This window comes from Microcoleus sp. B7-D4 (assembly GCF_036705125.1).
GTDB lineage: Bacteria > Cyanobacteriota > Cyanobacteriia > Cyanobacteriales > Microcoleaceae > Microcoleus.
The window spans coordinates 1-17,320 of the sequence record NZ_JAUBTT010000097.1; the positions used below are offsets into that span (position 1 = coordinate 1).

The following is a 17,320-nucleotide window of genomic DNA, read 5'->3' on the forward strand; positions in this document are numbered from 1 at the left end:
TACCAAAAAAGCTGCATATTCGTTGGCATGACTGTCCTCACTGTGGGTGCAGTCTAGACCGTGACCATAATGCCGCAATAGTAATCAAAAATAGAGCGGTGGGGCAACCCGTTCTTAAAGCTCAGTTAATGTCCTATGCAATAGCAGGAGTCACTGAGAAGCCTACACCAATGGTGACAGCTTGTGTTGGTGTAGGAGTTGTCACTACCCTAAATCCAGCGTATAGTGGGAATCTGGTCTTTGCCAGACACGAGACTTTTCATCCCCAGTTTGGCTGGCTCAAAAAGGGTTTTGATGCAGCCACACAAGATCCAGAAGTATTAGTCCATGAGTTTTATTCCCCGCTTCTCATATAGTCACGATCTGGTGAGGCATTTGGGAGTCATCGAGGGTGCGCGGGCTGTCATCGAGGTGTTACCGCTGCCACCCGATACCACTCTACGCCTGCGCCACGATGCTTTGCAAAGAAGTACGCGCAGCTCGACTCAAATTGAGGGTAATCCCTTGGATGAAGCGGCGGTGCGACGGGCGATAGCGAGGAGCGATCGCACGGGAAGTGATGCCGAACAAGAAGTCCGCAATTATTGGCGGGCGCTTGACCGCGTTGAGGAATTTACCGAAGCACAAACCCCGATTACAGAAGCATTTATCAAAGAACTACACCGCATTGTCATCGTGCGCGGTCGCGGACGGCGGGGTAGCAAAAGCGAGTATCGCATCACAGAATGTCCGGTGGTGGATACAGTCACGCGGGCGATCGATTACGGGCCACCTGAACCGCGGGACGTACCTGTGCTGATGGGGGAATTAGTCGATTGGCTATCTTCAACAGCCGCCGCCGAATTGTCAGCCCCTATCCGTGCGGCTATCCTCACCCACCGCTTTCTCAGCATCCACCCATTTAATGACGGGAACGGTCGCACGGGACGGCTGTTGGCTACTGCTGAACTGTGGCGTTCCGGCTACCGAATGCGGGGGTTTTTCTCGTTTGACGAGTATTTTAATGCCGATCGCGATCGCTATTACCGTTCGTTGCAGATGGGGCTGCCGGTGAACTTCTACGAAGGTCGTCACGACCCTGACCACACGCCCTGGTTGCTTTATTTTGTTGAGACGATGGCCCGTGCGGCCGATGAACTGCAACTCAAAGCCAAATCTCTCTATCAAGGTGCTGCTCCTGACGCACCCCCCTGGGAAGAACTGTCGCGTCGCTCTCAACAGCTCCTCACCCGACTTTTGGCAAGGGTTTTGGATGGAGTGGAAAATCCCTTTGCGATCGGCGTTTCAGATATTGCATCTTGGTTTGGGATTTCGGACAAGACTGCCCGCGAATGGCTGCAAGAGTGGACTGAAGGTGGTTTGATCTATCCGGTTTTGGTGGGTTCTGGGGCAAGAGTCCGCAGTTACGCACTAGCTGAGGAGTGGATCTCTGCTTGCTTCAAAATAAGGGAATCGCTTTCGGAAAATAGCGGAAGTTAATTTGGGCATTTTGCCCCTAATTCCAGGTAGTCGTTACGAATTTGCAAGGGTTTTAGCTGTTATGACCCAAAAAATAACGGAAGTAGGTTCGGAAAAATAACGCCTATTTAACCGGTGGTCGGCGGTGCGATCGCGAATGGCTGTAATGATATTAGGACTTACGCATTGACAAAAAGCATTATCTATGTACTCTCGGCCATAGCATCACTCTGAAGGTTCGCAAAAATATGCTCACGTATAACTAAAGTGAACAGATTTCTTTGTACTTGATACCAATTACCAATTATCTTTTCAGAGCGCATCAACTCCAATTTAACAAATGCTTGAAGTGAACAAAATATATGAGTTTTGATTGCATTGGTATTTCTCACCATGAAACGACAAATTCCACAAACTTGTTTGATTGCTCTGTGAAAGTTTTCAATGCCCCAATGAGTATCATGAATCGTCACAAATTGACTTCTAGTTGTTTCTCCGAGTTCTTCCGAGTTTGGTAAATATAAAATATAGTGTCTAGAGTCATCTTTTTTGAACACTTTCCTAAACAATTTTATAAATCCAAATTCTTTCTTCGGAGTGATTGTTCCTTCATCTGAAACCTCCACAATCTCTACTGCACAATACTTTTGAGGTTCACTGGAGACAGTTCTATTCTTTTTAACTGCGAATAAAAAACCCAATTTCTGGTTTCTGAGAAATTTTAAATTTTCTACTCCTGAATACCAACTATCACCCGTCACTATTTTTGGTTTCACCCCCCAATTCATGATTTCCGTCATCATTTCTCTAAAATATTCATTTTTTGTTTTGCCCTCTTCTCGATCATATATTCTATAATTGATCGGGACTGAATTACCATTGATGTCACTATAATACAGGGTGATTAAGTTTAAGCCTATCATCGTTTTATGGTATTTGCCAGACCAAAAACGACCGATTAGTTTTGTGATTTTGGGGTCGCTATAAGGTTTTTCTATTACTGTATCATCAATACTCAGTATTCCTCCTTCTAAGGTGATAATATTCTGAGCTGTCTCGAATAAATCTTTCGGTTCATATCTTTCTCTTAATAAAAATCGATTGATAGAATCATGGGAAACATCTCCCAATATTTCTGCTAACCTATTACACCCCCCAAACTTTGGTTCTAAGAGCAAAAATAAAATATACTTTTCGGCGTTGCATTGTGCTGTCGAGGGTTTGGTAGTTTTTCTCATTGTCAAATACCTGGAAAGTAGACCACTCATATTTATCAATGCACTATTTTGTGATTTTGTCAATGCGTAAGTCCTAGATATGATGGCGGAATGGCAATCAATACTGCTCGGTTAAGCAATTTCGTGGGTATGATATGTCAGGTGACTCAGTTGCTAGTAAGTTACAACCCCAGAACGATGAATACGGTGGAGGAACTCCAACAAGTCGATCGGCAAACAACCCGCTCGCGTCAAAAAACGGCACGTCGCCCAGTGGCAAAAAAGCGCGATCGCCCGATCGACTCAGCAGTCTGCTCCCTTATCAAATAGCACTCAAGCATATAAAATAGAAATTGACTGGCGGACAATGTGATTCAGGGTGAATAATTCGCTAATTGAGACCAGCCCGCGTGGCTGGGGGTGATAGAAGTCCCTGAAACGCTGGAAATTAGCGCTTCGCTTCGGGCGATCGTTAAATGTTCTTCTTTGAAGAGACGATCGCCAACGCGATTGATGAGGCAAATCAGTCGATCGGACTCAGCCAGCGGGCTGGCAATAGGAGACCTATCTTATTTTTACACAAGAGGGTTAACCCTAGATTCTATCTAGGTTAGGCATCACGCACTCATACAAAAAAGAAAAGGCTTTCAGGCTCCTCACACGTCACAGAGAAAGGCTCAAATCCTTAAAAATTGGTTTCGGCGCCTAATACCTATTGGTTTCATGCGCCGTTATCACCCAGCTTGAATAATTTTTATTTCCAAAAAACCTAATGTCACAAGTAACAACTCCCAACAATTCGACTGCACCTTCTTCCCCAATCCTGCCCTCCCCCCCCGTTGCTGTGGGCGGTATGGATATCCAAGGCGTCGAAACACCCCCCTCACCCATCGGTGATGGTACTTCTACACCGCCATCATCGAGTGGTGATGGTACTTCTACACCCCCCTCACCCATCGGTGATGGTACTTCTACACCGCCATCATCAAGCGGTGATGGTACTTCTACACCCCCCTCACCCATCGGTGATGGTACTTCTACACCGCCATCATCAAGCGGTGATGGTACTTCTACACCCCCCTCACCCATCGGTGATGGTACTTCTACACCCCCCTCACCCATCGGTGATGGTACTTCTACACCGCCATCATCCCCAGTAACAACTCCCAACAACTCAACAGCGCCTTCTTCTCCAATCTTGCCACCCTCCCCAAGTAATGGTTCTTCTACTGAGTCAATACCACCAGTAACAATCCCCAACAACTCAACAGCGACTGCTTCTCCAATCCTGTCACCATCTCCAAGTTCAAGCCCAACTCTCATTACCACCCAAGTCAGCTTACTCAATTTAGACCCAGAGTGTCCAGAACTCCCAGAACCGCCAACAGTTATATTTCAGCCACCAGTGCAACCGCCAAAAGTTACTAGCGACGGGCGCATCACGATTATTGGCGATAATGGTCGCAGTTTTCCCAACAGTGGGGTTAACGATGACATTTTAATCTTTGATGGAGGAAGCAACGATCTTATTTTTGGCGGCAACGGCAATAACTTAATCTGGGGTGAGTTCGGTGCAAATACCTTAATTGGTGGCAGTGGCGATGACACGATCTATGGTGGTGTCATAGATTTATTGAAGCGCAATCAGAATCAACCTTTGTCTGCCCAAATGCAGAATCAACCTGCATTAATCTTTGGTGGTAGTGGCAACGATCTACTGTTTGGGATGGAACAAAACGATACCATCATTGGCGATAATGGCAACGATCTCGCTTATGGGGGTAAAGGAGATGACTTGATCTATGGCGAAAAAGGGCCCGATACTCTTTATGGTGGTCAAGGTCAAGATACGATTATCGGTGATTACGGCGATCGAAATACTACGGATACAAATGATCGGGGAGATTTGCTCTTTGGCAATCGTGGGGATGATGCGATCGCGGGTGGCATTGGCAACGATACTATTTATGCCGGAAAAGGTAATGATATCGTTTTGGGTGGCAAAGATAATGACTTGCTCTGGGGCGAAATTGGCAATGATACCCTCGTAGGTGGTGAGGGCAATGATACTGTATACGGTGGTACTAGAAATCCAAACAATCTAGATTCTCAAGGGCGTGACTTGCTATTTGGAGGGTCTGGAAATGACTTGCTCTTTGGCAATGAAGGTGAGGATTCGCTTTCTGGCGGTGAAGGTAATGATACATTATACGGAAATGAGGGTAATGATATCGTTGACGGCGGCAGGGGAGATGATTTGCTGTTCGGCGATGAGGGCAACGATACAAGTTGTGGTGGTGAAGGCAATGATACTATTTATGGCAGTACAGGAAATAACACCTTCTGTGGTGGTGCCGGCAACGATCTCTTGTTTGGTGGGGTCGGCAATGACTTAATAGCAGGGGACGAGGGGGCAGATACGTTCCAGTTCCAGTATCTCGAATCGGGCGAATCAGCGGTATCAGTTGGTGGCGGCCTAAACGGAAATCCTTTTGGGTTAGATACGTTGACTGATTTCACACCAGCACAAGATAAGATTCAATTGGATCGCAGGGCCTTGCCCGTGTTGCAACCAGGTACGTTGCCAGCAAATCTTTTTAGCGTTACTAATAACTTTAATGTTAATAATCAGGGTGCGAGTCCGGCTCGGGTAATTTACGACAAAACAAGCGGTTTGGTGTACTACAATTCTTTGGGTACGCTAGGGAATGAAGTACCGTTAATGCAGCTTCAACCGAATCTGAATATCACTTCCAACGACTTTGATATCGTGTAAATATCTAGGGAGGCAAAGCCTCTACACAAGTGCGTTTTCTAGGGGCAAATCCCCTGCGGTTGCCCCTCGTAAATGGTAATGCTGCGTCTAGGAGTGATATCGATTCCGGTTGCACCGTCCGTGATTGTTGACTGTTGACTGTTGACTGTTGACTGTTGACTGTTGACTGTTGACTGTAGAAGGAGGGGTCAAAAAAATGAAAATTGCGCGAATTATTTGTTGGCATCGGGATTCGACTTTACGCCCGACGATGAACCGCGGATTTGATATCATTCCGGCCTGCGCCGGAATTGATATGATAAAGCTAAACCTGTTTCCAGAAAGAACAAGCAATCGAATGTGTCAAGGCTTTTAGGTTGCCATTCCCCAATTCCCCATTTGATAGCGATCGTGGAAAACAAGGCAGATATCTACTATAGTCGCGGTAACATCCTTTACCCACAAGAAGAATTAACGGACGCGGAAACTACCTATCGGCGAGCGATCGCCCGCGAGCCCAACAATGCAACCGCTTACTATAATCTTGGAGTCGTCCTTGACGAGCGGTATCTGCTACCTGAAGCAGAAAGCAACTACCGACAAGCGATCGCCCTTAAACCTGATTATGTCAAAGCTTACAGCAATCTGGGTTGCGTTCTTGTCAAGCTGGATAAGTTATTCGAGGCGATCGAGGTTTTCCAACAAGCGATCGCTCTTTCCCCCAAGTGGGCTAGCTTATACAATAACCTCGGCCAAGCATTTCAGGCACAAGGAAAAGTCGGTGACGCTATATCTGCTTATATCGAGGCGATCGCATTACAGCCCGATCTGGTTTTAGCCCATTATAACGCCGGCCAAGTTTGGCAGAGCCAAGGTCAGCACGAGTCGGCGGGTCGGTGTTTTGAGAAGGTGATAGAACTCGCTCCTGATAACGCTTCAGCTTATAGTGAGTGGGGCTATTCTCTCATGGCAGAAGGCAAGCTGGATGCAGCAATGGCGTGCTTTCAGAAAGCAATTTCCCTACAGCCGACATTTGTTGAAGCTTACTGCGCTCTGGTTCTCCAAACCATACAGGAAAGCTCTGTAGAAGGTAAAGAAATTGACGAACTGGGACAAGCTAAAATTGCCTGTGCCAGATTTCTTCAAGCACTACAGCGGCAATCAAACGCTCCCGAAGTTTATGCCAATCTCTGGCAAACTTACGTCCATTTAGGAAATGTTTTATTTCAGTATGGTGAATACAAACAAGCCGAAAGTTATTATCATAAAGCTTTACAGGTTAAACCCAATGACGTAGATATTTTAGGGCGGGTGAGTCATTGTTTGGTAAAACAGAAACGGCTCAAGGCGGCGGTGATAGTAGGTCAAATCGCAAGAATTATTCAACCAAATGCTAGTTCGATTTACTTTCAGTTGGAAAAAGTGAGAGCAAACTCGCTTCCCAAAGGCGCTTTATCTGCCAAAGATTGGGTTGTTACCGCACAATTAAACGGGGCTAGTTATATTAGCAATTTCCAGAAAAGCCAGTCAAATGCAGTCAAAATGCCTGTCCCACAAGGCTTATTAGAGATGTCTGTTGGTGTTGATGCGGAATTTGAGTCTAATCCAGTCTGTAGCCAATTACTTGACTTTGATGCCTCTCAAGCGGGATGTGAGGGATTAAACTGCACGCCGTGCTTGAAGCGAATTTACCAGCAGTTTGCTCCCATTCATCAGGGGTTAGGAATTCATGTTTTTAATAAGGGAGCGAACATTGCTATTGATTCCCCCAGTAATTTCGTAGCGGTAATTCCAGATGGGCGCGCTTGGGTTGTTCCGCAAAAAAACTCTTGGATGATTTGTAATGCTATTGCTATTATTACTCCCGATAATTATCTGTTAACAGATGTTTCTCGCGAGTATCCGGGTTCTTTGCCGGGGTGTATGCGACATGATACAAACAAACATCGGGTTTTTAATTTAGAAGAATTACCAATATTAGAACAAATTGATGGGACAGTTGCAGTATTATCTGGACTTTCTGGAAATGTTTACTTTCATTGGATGGTGGATATTCTGCCCCGGCTCGACATTTTACGTCAAAGTAAGGTAGATTGGGAGAAAATAGATTGGTTTTTAGTTAATAGCATCGCGCAACCTTTTCAGCGAGAAACGCTCTTAATGTTGGGGATTTCACCATCCAAGATTATCGAGAGCGATCGCCACCCTTACATTCAAGCTAAAAAACTCATTGTACCATCTTTTTCGGGTTCGCTCGGTTGGCTGCAACCGAGCGCTTTGAAATTTCTACGGCAGCAATTTCTAAAACAAATTTCATCGTCAAGTTCCCCTTACCCAGAACGTATTTACATTAGTCGAGCCAAGTCTCAATATCGGCGGATAATCAATGAAGGAGAAGTGATTGATTACCTGGCTAAATTCGGTTTTCAAACTTTTGTAACAGAATCTTTGTCGGTAGTGGAACAGATTGCGCTATTTTATCATGCTAAAATAATTATAGCCCCGCATGGTAGTGGGTTAACTAATATTATTTTTTGCCGCAATGGTACTAAAATTATTGAACTTGTTTCTCCTCACTATCTTAGACCTTATTATTGTATCATCAGTGAACTTTTAGGGCTAAAACATTACTATTTAATAGGGGAGGTATTTGCCTGTTATCCCATCCGAGAGCTGATGTATCAAAATCCGCTGACCGAAGATATTAAAATTAGCTTTAGCCAATTGGAAGAAATGATGAAAATTGCCAATATAATAAATCATAATTCCTCAATCGCGAAGCCGACTCAGAAGCAAAATCCTATGAATTCTGAAATTACCGCAGTGCAGTATCCCTCTGCCGCCAAACTTACTTCTATGGAAACTACTATCAATTCTGAAATTACCGCAGTGCAGTATCCCTCTGCCGCCAAACTTACTTCTATGGAAACTACTATCAATTCTGAAGCTACCGCAGTGCAGTATCCCTCCGCAGCCAAACTTACTTCTATGCAAACTACTATCAATTCTGAAGCTACCCTAGCGCAGTTAAATGAACAAGCCGAAGTTTATTTAACACAAGGAAAATTAGAAGAAGCAGAAACAGCTTGTTTGCAAGCTTTGAATATTCAACCGAAGTCAGCACCGATTCTCAAAATCCTGGGCAATATTTCGCACGCAAAAGGTAAGATTGAAGAGTCCCGACAGTGCTACATTAAAGCGATTGAAATTCAGCCTAATTTTGCCGCCGCTTATGTAAACTTAGGCAGTTTATACGCACAGCAGCAACAGTGGGATTCAGCCATAAAGTATTATCAACAAGCGATACACATTGATCCTAATTTAACGGCAGCTTACCGCAATTTAGCAAAGGTTTGGACGCAGTTAAATAAGCCGAGCGATGCGGCAGACTGTTGGTATGCTGTATTGAGTCTGGAACCGGAAAAATTTTCAGAACAAGAATGCGTCAATCTGGGAAATAGTTTTGTCCAGTTAGATGATATTAGTATGGGCATTTATTGTTACCAACGCGCTTTGGAATTAAACCCGAATTTGATAGGAGCTTATCAAAATTGGGGGGAAGCTATGAAGCGCCAAGGAAAGTTAGAAGAGGCGTTAGTTTATTATCAAAAAGCTATAGAATTAACTAACCAGGCGGCGGATGTGTCGGATTTATCCAGCCATAAAAATGGGAGTTTTGATAGCCATAAATCGGCGAAATTTGGGGATTTATCTAGCGCTCAAAATAAGCTACATGATAGCCATAAATTGCTAGATTCGCTTACTTCTGAAGATGCCGAGGCGTTAATTGTTTTGGCAGGACATTATTATAATAAGGGGAAATTGTCTGAGGCAATCGCGCAGTGTCAACGAGCAATCTCACTTCAACCCCAGGCTGTTGGTGCTTACCATATATTGGGGGAAGCGCTGCAAGTTAGTGGGAAACTCGAAGAGGCCAAAAATTGTTATTTTAAAATATTAGAAATTCAACCGAATTTTGCTGAGGTTTGGGCAAGTCTTGGTAATGTTTTCGCACAGCAGCAGCGATGGCAAGATGCAATTAATTCTTACCAAAAAGCCGTTAGTTTACAGCCTCAAGTTGCAGAATTTTATCGAAAATTGGCAAACGTTTTTGAGCGAATTGGTGCCACCGATGAAGCAGCAATCTGTTCGTATAAGGCAGTGAATTTAGAACCGCGAGGAGCCACCGCAGAGCAATGCTTAATTCTGGGGAATACGCTGTTGGGACAGGAGAAAGTTGATGAGGCGGTGGCGTGTTATCGTCTGGCTATTCAGTTGAATCCTAAGTTATCACCAGCTTATCATAATATTGGGGAAGTTTTGAGCAGGAAACAGGAGTGGGAAGGGGCAATTAATGCTTACCGTCATTCCATTCAAGTTAAACCGGATAATGCGGGGTCGCATTATGGTTTGGCAAAGGCTTTGTCTGCACAAGAATCTTGGGAAGAAGCCGTTGTTAGTTACCGAAAAGTTATCCAGTTCAATCCTAATTCGGCGGAAGTTTATCATCAATTAGGAGATGCGCTAACAAAGCTGAATAAGTTGGATGAAGCCGTCAGTGTGTATCGTCGGGCAATTGAGTTAAACCCGGATAATTCTTGGTCGCACAATAATTTAGGAGATACACTGATTAAATTACAACGGTGGGAGGAGGCGATCGCTCCCTACCGTTATGCTACACAGCTTAACCCAAGCTGGGCTTGGACTTTCTACAATTTAGGGGAAGCGCTAGCGCAATGCCAGCATTGGGAGGAGGCGATTGCGGCCTACTCTCGCGCTGTCGAGCTCAACCCCGAACTACCGGGGATTGAAAGCAAATTAGCGGGTGCTTTCCGAGAACGAGCTAGATTAGATTTAGATACAGCCTTTAACTGGTATCACAAGGCGATTAAAGTCAATGCCAATGAAGTAGAGACTTATCACGAGTTCCTAGAAATTAAGCAAAAATCGCCGGAAATTGGCTTACAGTTGGGCAATACTTTGGTGAACCACAATCGGCTGGATGAAGCGATTAATTTATATCAAACAATGCTTCAGACATTCCCTGAAAATCCGGCTATTCACTTAGATTTAGGTAAGGCTTTTGCTCGGAAGAAGGACTGGGAGTTGGCGCTGGCTGCCTACCGTCGCGCTATTGATATTGACCCAAATCATTGTTGGTCTCATCACGAACTCGCCGAAGTTTTAGCAGCACAAGGTAAGCGAGAGGAAGCAATATCTAGCTACTATCGCGCGATAGAAACTAATCCTTCTCCTTCATTTTGGCATTATCACAACTTGGCAAAAGTTCAGTCGAGTAACGGTGAATGGGAGCAAGCGGTACTCTCCTACCGCAAGGCAATTGAAGTAAACCCAGATTATTCTTGGTCGCACAGAAACTTGGGCGATATTCTAGCTGCACAGGGGAAAACTGATGAAGCAACTGTCTGTTATCGCCGCGCTATTAAGCTAAAACCTAGAATCTTCTAAATTTGAGATAAAAATCCTCCATGTCTGAGCAAATTGATAGATTAATTGTACATTATCAAAAAGCCTTGTTAATTAAGCCAGATAACGCCGAAATTTACATCAATTTGGCCCAATTATATTACAAACGGGGTCAACTTGATGAGGCAGTTACAGCTTGTGAAAGTGCACTCAAAATTCAACCCACTTTGACAGGTATCTCGAAAACCTTGGCTTTTGTGCTGCAACAACGAGGAGAAGTCGATGCTGCTTTTGAAATGTATAATGCGCTAGGCGAGCGATTGGTCAAGGAAGAAAAGTTAGAAGAGGCGATCGCTGCTTACAGCTCTGCAATTGAGCTAAAACCAATTGCTTATCAAGCTTACTATCGATTGGGGGAAATCTTTCAACGACAATGGAAGCTGGAAGAGGCTATATCTTGTTGTCTCAAAGCGATTGAAATTGAACCGCTATTTATTGAAGCGCACTATAACTTAATAGAATACTATAGAGTAAGTTACTCTATAAAATACGAAATAGAAAATCCCCTAGCCTTGGAGAAAGCAGTTCGCTGCTATCGTTACGTAATTCAAAACCATCCTAATTTTGCTCTGCCTTACATCGGTTTGGGAGATTTATTAACTTATCAAGGAAACTTGGCAGAGGCTATCTCATGTTATCACAATGCCTGTTACAAGCAAATCCTACAGACACGACCTGATTTTGCTAAAAATTATTGGGATACAAAAAACCCACGCCACCCTCATTTTCTCATCATTGGTGCTGGCAAAGGCGGTACCAGTTCTTTATATGCCTACTTAACCGAACACCCTAATATCTTACCAGCTATTAGAAAAGAAGTGGGATTACATCTGGAAATTTTTGATAAGGGGATTGATTATTATCTCTCTCATTTTCCCCCAATCCCAAAACAATCTATTTTTTTGACTGGCGAAGCCACTCCTTGGTATTTTGCCAGCCAAAGTTCAGCCCAACAACTAGGCTTAATTTTTTCTAACATTAAACTTATTTTACTGCTAAGAAATCCTGTAAAGAGAGCATTTTCTCATTATAAAATGCTGGTTAATTATGGCAGCGAACAAAGGGCTTTTGCTGAGGTAATTGCTTCAGAAATAGAACATCTCTCATCTGATGGTGAAGATGAATTTACCTACTGGCAGACAGAAAAAGGTTATTTATTATTGGGTTGGTATTTCCACTTTATCAAGAAGTGGATGGCTGTATTTCCGAGAGAACAGTTTTTAATTTTAAGGAGTGAAGACTTTTATGCTAATCCAGCGGCTACTCTAACTCAAGTTTTCGAGTTTTTGGGGGTGCCGGATTATCCCCTTGTAGAATATTCCAATTATAATCCGGGGTCTTATAATCCTCTAAGCGATGATTTGCGGCAGACTTTAGCCGAGTTTTTCCGACCTCACAACCAGAAATTAGAGGAATATCTGGGCATGAAATTTGATTGGGATTAACCCATCTTAATAGCGAGGTTTTAGCGGGTAGTGATTGGCTTTTGAACTTGTTGCTGTTCTGTTTTTAAACTCTCAATTTCAGCTTGAGCCTGTTGGAGTTGAGATTGCAAGCTATCCAGTTCGTCTTGGGTTTCTAGCGCTGTCTGCATCCAAGCTTGGGATTGAGATGCTAAAGCTTGGTATCGATTTCTATCTTGCTCAAGTTGCCACATTTGGCTTTGCTTTTGTGTTTCCGATTGCCAAAGTTGTTCGACGCAGGTTAAAAGTAGATTGAGTTGGCGTTGAGTCCATCGAGAAGCCTCTATTTGAGATAAGTATTGACGCAAATAATACCGCTCTTTTGGGATTTTTGCTGGGTCAATAACAAAAGCAGAGTGGGAGTCAGAGAGGTAGAGGGGATAGGGGTAGTAGGCAATCTCTTTACCAGTGGCGATCGCAGCCGCTAAAATATGCCAATTTAAAGCTAGCAAATCCCTGACCTCGGAATACCGAAACTCTCGCAGCAACTCCACCGCAAATAGAGCGCACAAATCCTGACTTTGGTTAAATTCCAGTAGCTTGAGTAAAGAGCCGTCATTCGAGTTGATAACTTCCAAATCTTTGTCCAGCTTCATGTCTGGACATACGACAGCTACGGCATCAGATTCACAAGCCGCCGTGACAAATTTTTCTACCATCATCGGGAGTGCGATGCGATCGCCCGCAAAGTGCAAAAAATATTCTCCCGTCGCCAGTTCTACCAAACAGTTATAAGCCATTCCCAAACTTTTATTAACATCGAACTCGACAAACTGATAGGTAGGAAACTGCTCTTTAGCCAGAGCGATCGCCTCTGGTATGGATTCGCCGATCGGTGTTTTATACAGAACAATAACTTCTAAATTTTGATAAGTTTGTCCGGCTAGGCTTTCCAGGCAATCCAAAACTTTTATCGTATCAGGAAAACAAGTCACGCCTATGGTTACGCGGGGATTTTGGGGGTCTTTGGGTGCTGATTTGATAAATGCTTCGCTCATATATTCAAGTTTTTGGTTGAGTAATTTTTGATTCACTTGTTCTAATAAAGTGCGATCTGGGGCGATCGGCGTTTCAGGACAAGCTGAAATAGCTTCACTGATGGTGCCGGCGAGAGAGTGTACGTCTCCTGGCTCAAACCAGCGCACCCCATCGGTTCTTGAAATTAAATTTAAGGTTTCTTGAAATCCTCCCGTATCTGAAACCACTAAACTAACGGCTAACTGTCCCATCTCTAAAGCGGTATTGGGAAAGTTTTCTTGCAAGCTGCAAAGACAGACAATGGGTGTCGGTGACTGGCTGACTAAATTAATTGCTTCTAGGCTGGATAAATCCGGCAAAATATGGTAATAAAATTTACCCTTTAAAGCGCCATCAATATACTGCTGACTATCCAACCCTTCAAGCACAGTTGACTCTAATTTGATGATTTTACCAAGAAACAGAATGTAAATTTTCTCGGCTATATCCGGGTTAAGCAACTGAAGGGCCTCTACAAACGTACAGAGTCCTTTTCTCTCCTCTAACCGCCCAAAAAATACCAGCGGTATCTGTTTCCTATCAAGTTGAGTAGTCAGAATATCGGATATTTTTAATCCTTCGGATGGCGAAGCATTCGGACACAAAACATGGGTTTTTAACGGTAAATTATTGCCCGAATGCTTCGTCCCTACATCCGCTGATAAGTTGAGGATAGGAATAAAATAAGGTAAATGAACAGCATGAGCAGTTTTCCAGCCATAACTTTCTACTTTAGACTTTAAAAAGTAGGAGGGAAAGCAACTTAAATCGGCACTGTCATAAGAATATTGTTCGTAGTGATAAGCCTGCCAAAACCATTTAGGATAATCTACTGTATATCTGCTATTAGCTTCTCGCAACCACTCAAAACCACCGTGATCTGTAACACCAATGAGGCAACTATTACCTATTACACCTGATTTTTTGGCTTGAATCGTGCGATAACCCAATCCCCAAATTGCGGGAAATTCAACATAAACAACTGCTTCGGGGAAAGTAGCAACAATTGCTTGAGTAAAGAACAAACAGCAGAAACTTTCGCCATCAAAGCATTGACTGATAGAGTCTTCTTGGCATTTCGATAAAATTCCTTGGTGGATAGGTTGAAGATTTAGGACTTTTTCAACTTCGCCGGTAGAGAAGATGTGGTGGAGATTTGGTAGTTGCGATCTCCCTTGGAAGTTCTCATGACTGTGGCAAAGCAAGAGGATGACATACCAACCTTCTGCTGCTAATTTTTGGCTCAATGTGGTATAATAAGTGCCGATACCGCCATTTTTAGAAAATCCTTCAAATTCGTTGCTTGCTAGGATTGCAACTTTTTGATTTGAGGTATTAAAAGCCTCTAAGAATTGGGGCTGAAAACCTAATTCTGAATTATCAGGAGAGAGGATATGAGATACTAAATTTTGCGATTGCATTTCCATAAAGATACTAATTAAACAGATGTAGATGTAGGTTGGGTTGAGGTACGAAACCCAACTTCTCAATTTTCTGGTTTCGCTTTCCCCCCACATTAACCTACCCAACCTACTTATATTATGCTCTAGGGGATGGTGGATTGCGGCGCGGTTTAAGATTTATCTGTTTGCCATAATAATTTTATCACCGCGCCTAACCCACTCTACACGATTTTTACTTGTCCACTTCTCCCCCCATCCTAGATAATAATTTGGCCACCTCTGGAATCTCAAGAATATTTCCAAATTTCTCTCTCGCTTGAATGAGTTCGCGTTTAGCTTGTTCTAAATCTCCCCAATGAATAAAAGCCATGACTTTGGCAGCGGCAATATTTGGTCGCAATTCCTCTATGACAATTTCAATCGAGTATTCAAAAGCTCGCTCGATATCTTCGTAAGAAAAGATACTAAAGGGAGTATCCTGGTTTAGTAGTAAGGTGTCAATTGGTAGAGGGTTAATATATTGAAATACTGCGGCTTGGTAGAGATTACAATGGTGTTTGAAGTATGGCCTCAGTTTGTAAATTAATAGATGAATCCAAGCGGTGTAAAAGTGGGCAAAATCATTATAGTGTACCAGAGAAGTCATGGGGATTAGATGATGGTAAAAGTTTAGGAAAATGCTTTTCGTGAGTTCCCAGCTTTTCATGGCATCCACAAATAAATATTCTATAGGGCGTTGGTTCCAGCCAAGTTTCACCACATCTCCTGGGTAAACTGAGATCGAGTGACTCCAGGGACTAATTCTGCGAACAAACTCGTCCAGAAAACTATCTCCCTGTTTATATCTGCCTTCTAGGGAAGTTCCTTTGACACACCTATCCATATACGATGGTGCCCAAATGAATATATCGTAAGCATGAATGCGTTTGTCTTTGACAGTTACTTTAAGATTTTTTTCTAATCCCTTGGCTACAGAAATTGTTGCAGAACCAAGCCAGCAGCCCAAATCGATGATTTCGCCTTTACCATAATACTCATTTTGGGCATAATTTTCGAGAAAAACTTGCTCTTGAACAGAGGTCATCCCTAATAAGAAAGACGTTGATAAATCTTCATTAGACGAACGATTGCGACTGGGAGATGTTTGAAAAAATGCCGATTTCATGTAATCTAGTCGCTGGTTGAATAACCCTTGATTAACTTGCTCTAAAAATTCCCGTTGGGGAAGGGATGCGGTTTCAGGATAGGCGGCGATAGCGCTGGCAATTTCGCACGCGAGAGACTGGGAGTTTCCTGGTTCAAACCATCGTACACTATTTGAGCGGTCAATCATGTTTAATGTCTCCCGAAATCCCCCCGTGTCTGAAACCACCAAACTCACGGGTAACTGTCCCATTTCTAAAGAACTATTGGGAAAGTTTTCTTGGGGACTTGTCAGGCAAACGATGGCCGGTGCTAATTCATGGACTAGGGCAATAGCTTCTTGGCTAAATAAATCCGATAATATGGTATAATCAAATTTGCCTCCCAGTTCTTGCTGGATGTATTGCTGACTATCCTGGGGCTGAAGTTTTACAGAATGAAGCGGAACGTTTTTACCTAAAAATATGAGGTGAATTTGCTGGCTGATTTTCTTTCCTAATTGCTGAAGGGCATCAATGAAAGTCAGGAGCCCTTTTCTTTCTTCTAATCTGCAAAAAAAGACAATTGGTATCTGTTCCCGTTTGAGGTTAAGCGAAACTTTCGCTAACATGGGTCGATTTTTATCGAGGGGTGGGACAATATGGAAACAGTAGGGCAAATGAACCGCATGAGAGGTTTTCCAGCCATAACTTTTGACTTTTGCTTCCATGAAATAAGACAGGAAAAATGCTAAGTCTGCATTCTCAAAAGAATATTGCTCGTAACTATAAACATTTCTAAACCAATTTCCGCCCTCTATAATATATTTCTCATGGGCTTCATTTAACCACTCTTGGCCGCTGTGCATTGTTACGGCTGTGACGCAATTTTTTCCTAACAAACCTGAACGTTTTGCTTGAATTGTACGATATCCCAGTCCGCACAAATCTGGAAATTCTACATAAATTGGAGATTTGTTAAAGTGCGCGGCGATTGCTTGGATAAAAAAGAGAATTTTATAACTCTCTGATTCTACCCAGTCCCATTCCTTAAATTGAGATAAAATTGCTAGATGAACTGGCTGTAGTTCCAAAATTGGCTCGGCTTCAGAGGCGGAAAAAATATGGCGGATATGGGGGACTGTCGATTCTCCGTGAAATTGTTTTTGAGTTTGACATATAATTAAAATAATATATGCACCTTCTGCTGCTAATTTTTGGCTCAATGTGGCATAGTAAGTGCCAATTCCACCGTTTCGGAAAATGCCTTCATATTCAGGAGTGACGAGGATTGCTACGGGTTCTGTAGAGGCAAATAAATTTTCAATAAAGGGTTGCTGGAAGCGCACTGCAAAATGATTTGCAGAAATTTCATTTAGTAAAGTTAATTGATTCATTG

The 17,320-nt window shown here is 43.2% G+C and carries 11 protein-coding genes; 6 read left to right on the forward strand and 5 right to left on the reverse strand.

Annotated elements, in window-relative coordinates; genetic code table 11:
* Together QUB12_RS29755 and QUB12_RS29760 are read left to right on the forward strand one after the other, a co-directional pair.
* The coding region (locus QUB12_RS29755; protein WP_333309683.1) for a DUF4007 family protein at window positions 1-356 on the forward strand (356 nt) is incomplete at its 5' end.
* Window positions 328-1,479, forward strand: coding sequence for a Fic family protein (locus tag QUB12_RS29760; protein ID WP_333103196.1), 1,152 nt, complete (start codon window positions 328-330; stop codon window positions 1,477-1,479). The genes QUB12_RS29755 and QUB12_RS29760, both read left to right, overlap by 29 nt.
* A 182-nt stretch (window positions 1,480-1,661) precedes the next feature.
* Here the strand turns inward: QUB12_RS29760 and QUB12_RS29765 are convergent, their stop codons facing one another.
* The gene (locus tag QUB12_RS29765) at window positions 1,662-2,696 is read right to left on the reverse strand and encodes an IS701 family transposase (RefSeq protein WP_445252155.1); all 1,035 of its coding nucleotides are present in this window, start codon (window positions 2,694-2,696) and stop codon (window positions 1,662-1,664) included.
* A 90-nt stretch (window positions 2,697-2,786) separates the two neighbouring features.
* Here QUB12_RS29765 and QUB12_RS29770 point away from each other — a divergent pair, with 90 nt between their 5' ends.
* Window positions 2,787-3,005 carry a hypothetical protein gene (locus tag QUB12_RS29770; protein WP_333103199.1) on the forward strand — a complete coding sequence of 73 codons (219 nt, stop codon included), beginning with the start codon at window positions 2,787-2,789 and terminating at the stop codon, window positions 3,003-3,005.
* A 375-nt stretch (window positions 3,006-3,380) separates the two neighbouring features.
* Here QUB12_RS29770 and QUB12_RS29775 read toward each other — a convergent pair whose 3' ends face one another.
* Complete coding sequence (locus QUB12_RS29775) at window positions 3,381-3,998, reverse strand: hypothetical protein (RefSeq protein WP_333181115.1); 618 nt, start codon at window positions 3,996-3,998, stop codon at window positions 3,381-3,383.
* Window positions 3,999-4,080: 82 nt separating this feature from the next.
* Between QUB12_RS29775 and QUB12_RS29780 the strand changes: the two genes are divergently transcribed.
* Window positions 4,081-5,451 carry a calcium-binding protein gene (locus QUB12_RS29780; protein WP_333309687.1) on the forward strand — a complete coding sequence of 457 codons (1,371 nt, stop codon included), beginning with the start codon at window positions 4,081-4,083 and terminating at the stop codon, window positions 5,449-5,451.
* A 4-nt stretch (window positions 5,452-5,455) separates the two neighbouring features.
* Here QUB12_RS29780 and QUB12_RS29785 read toward each other — a convergent pair whose 3' ends face one another.
* Window positions 5,456-5,677, reverse strand: coding sequence for a hypothetical protein (locus QUB12_RS29785; RefSeq protein WP_333309689.1), 222 nt, complete (start codon window positions 5,675-5,677; stop codon window positions 5,456-5,458).
* 113 nt (window positions 5,678-5,790) lie between these two features.
* Between QUB12_RS29785 and QUB12_RS29790 the strand changes: the two genes are divergently transcribed.
* Together QUB12_RS29790 and QUB12_RS29795 are read left to right on the forward strand one after the other, a co-directional pair.
* Complete coding sequence (locus tag QUB12_RS29790) at window positions 5,791-10,899, forward strand: tetratricopeptide repeat protein (protein ID WP_333309692.1); 5,109 nt, start codon at window positions 5,791-5,793, stop codon at window positions 10,897-10,899.
* Between the two features lie 20 nt (window positions 10,900-10,919).
* On the forward strand, window positions 10,920-12,362 hold the full coding sequence (locus QUB12_RS29795; protein WP_333103205.1) for a tetratricopeptide repeat protein: 1,443 nt from the start codon (window positions 10,920-10,922) through the stop codon (window positions 12,360-12,362).
* A gap of 20 nt (window positions 12,363-12,382) precedes the next feature.
* Here QUB12_RS29795 and QUB12_RS29800 read toward each other — a convergent pair whose 3' ends face one another.
* Window positions 12,383-14,824 carry a glycosyltransferase gene (locus QUB12_RS29800; protein WP_333309694.1) on the reverse strand — a complete coding sequence of 814 codons (2,442 nt, stop codon included), beginning with the start codon at window positions 14,822-14,824 and terminating at the stop codon, window positions 12,383-12,385.
* Window positions 14,825-15,032: 208 nt separating this feature from the next.
* Complete coding sequence (locus QUB12_RS29805; protein WP_333206814.1) at window positions 15,033-17,318, reverse strand: glycosyltransferase family 4 protein; 2,286 nt, start codon at window positions 17,316-17,318, stop codon at window positions 15,033-15,035.
* Window positions 17,319-17,320 lie beyond the last annotated feature (2 nt).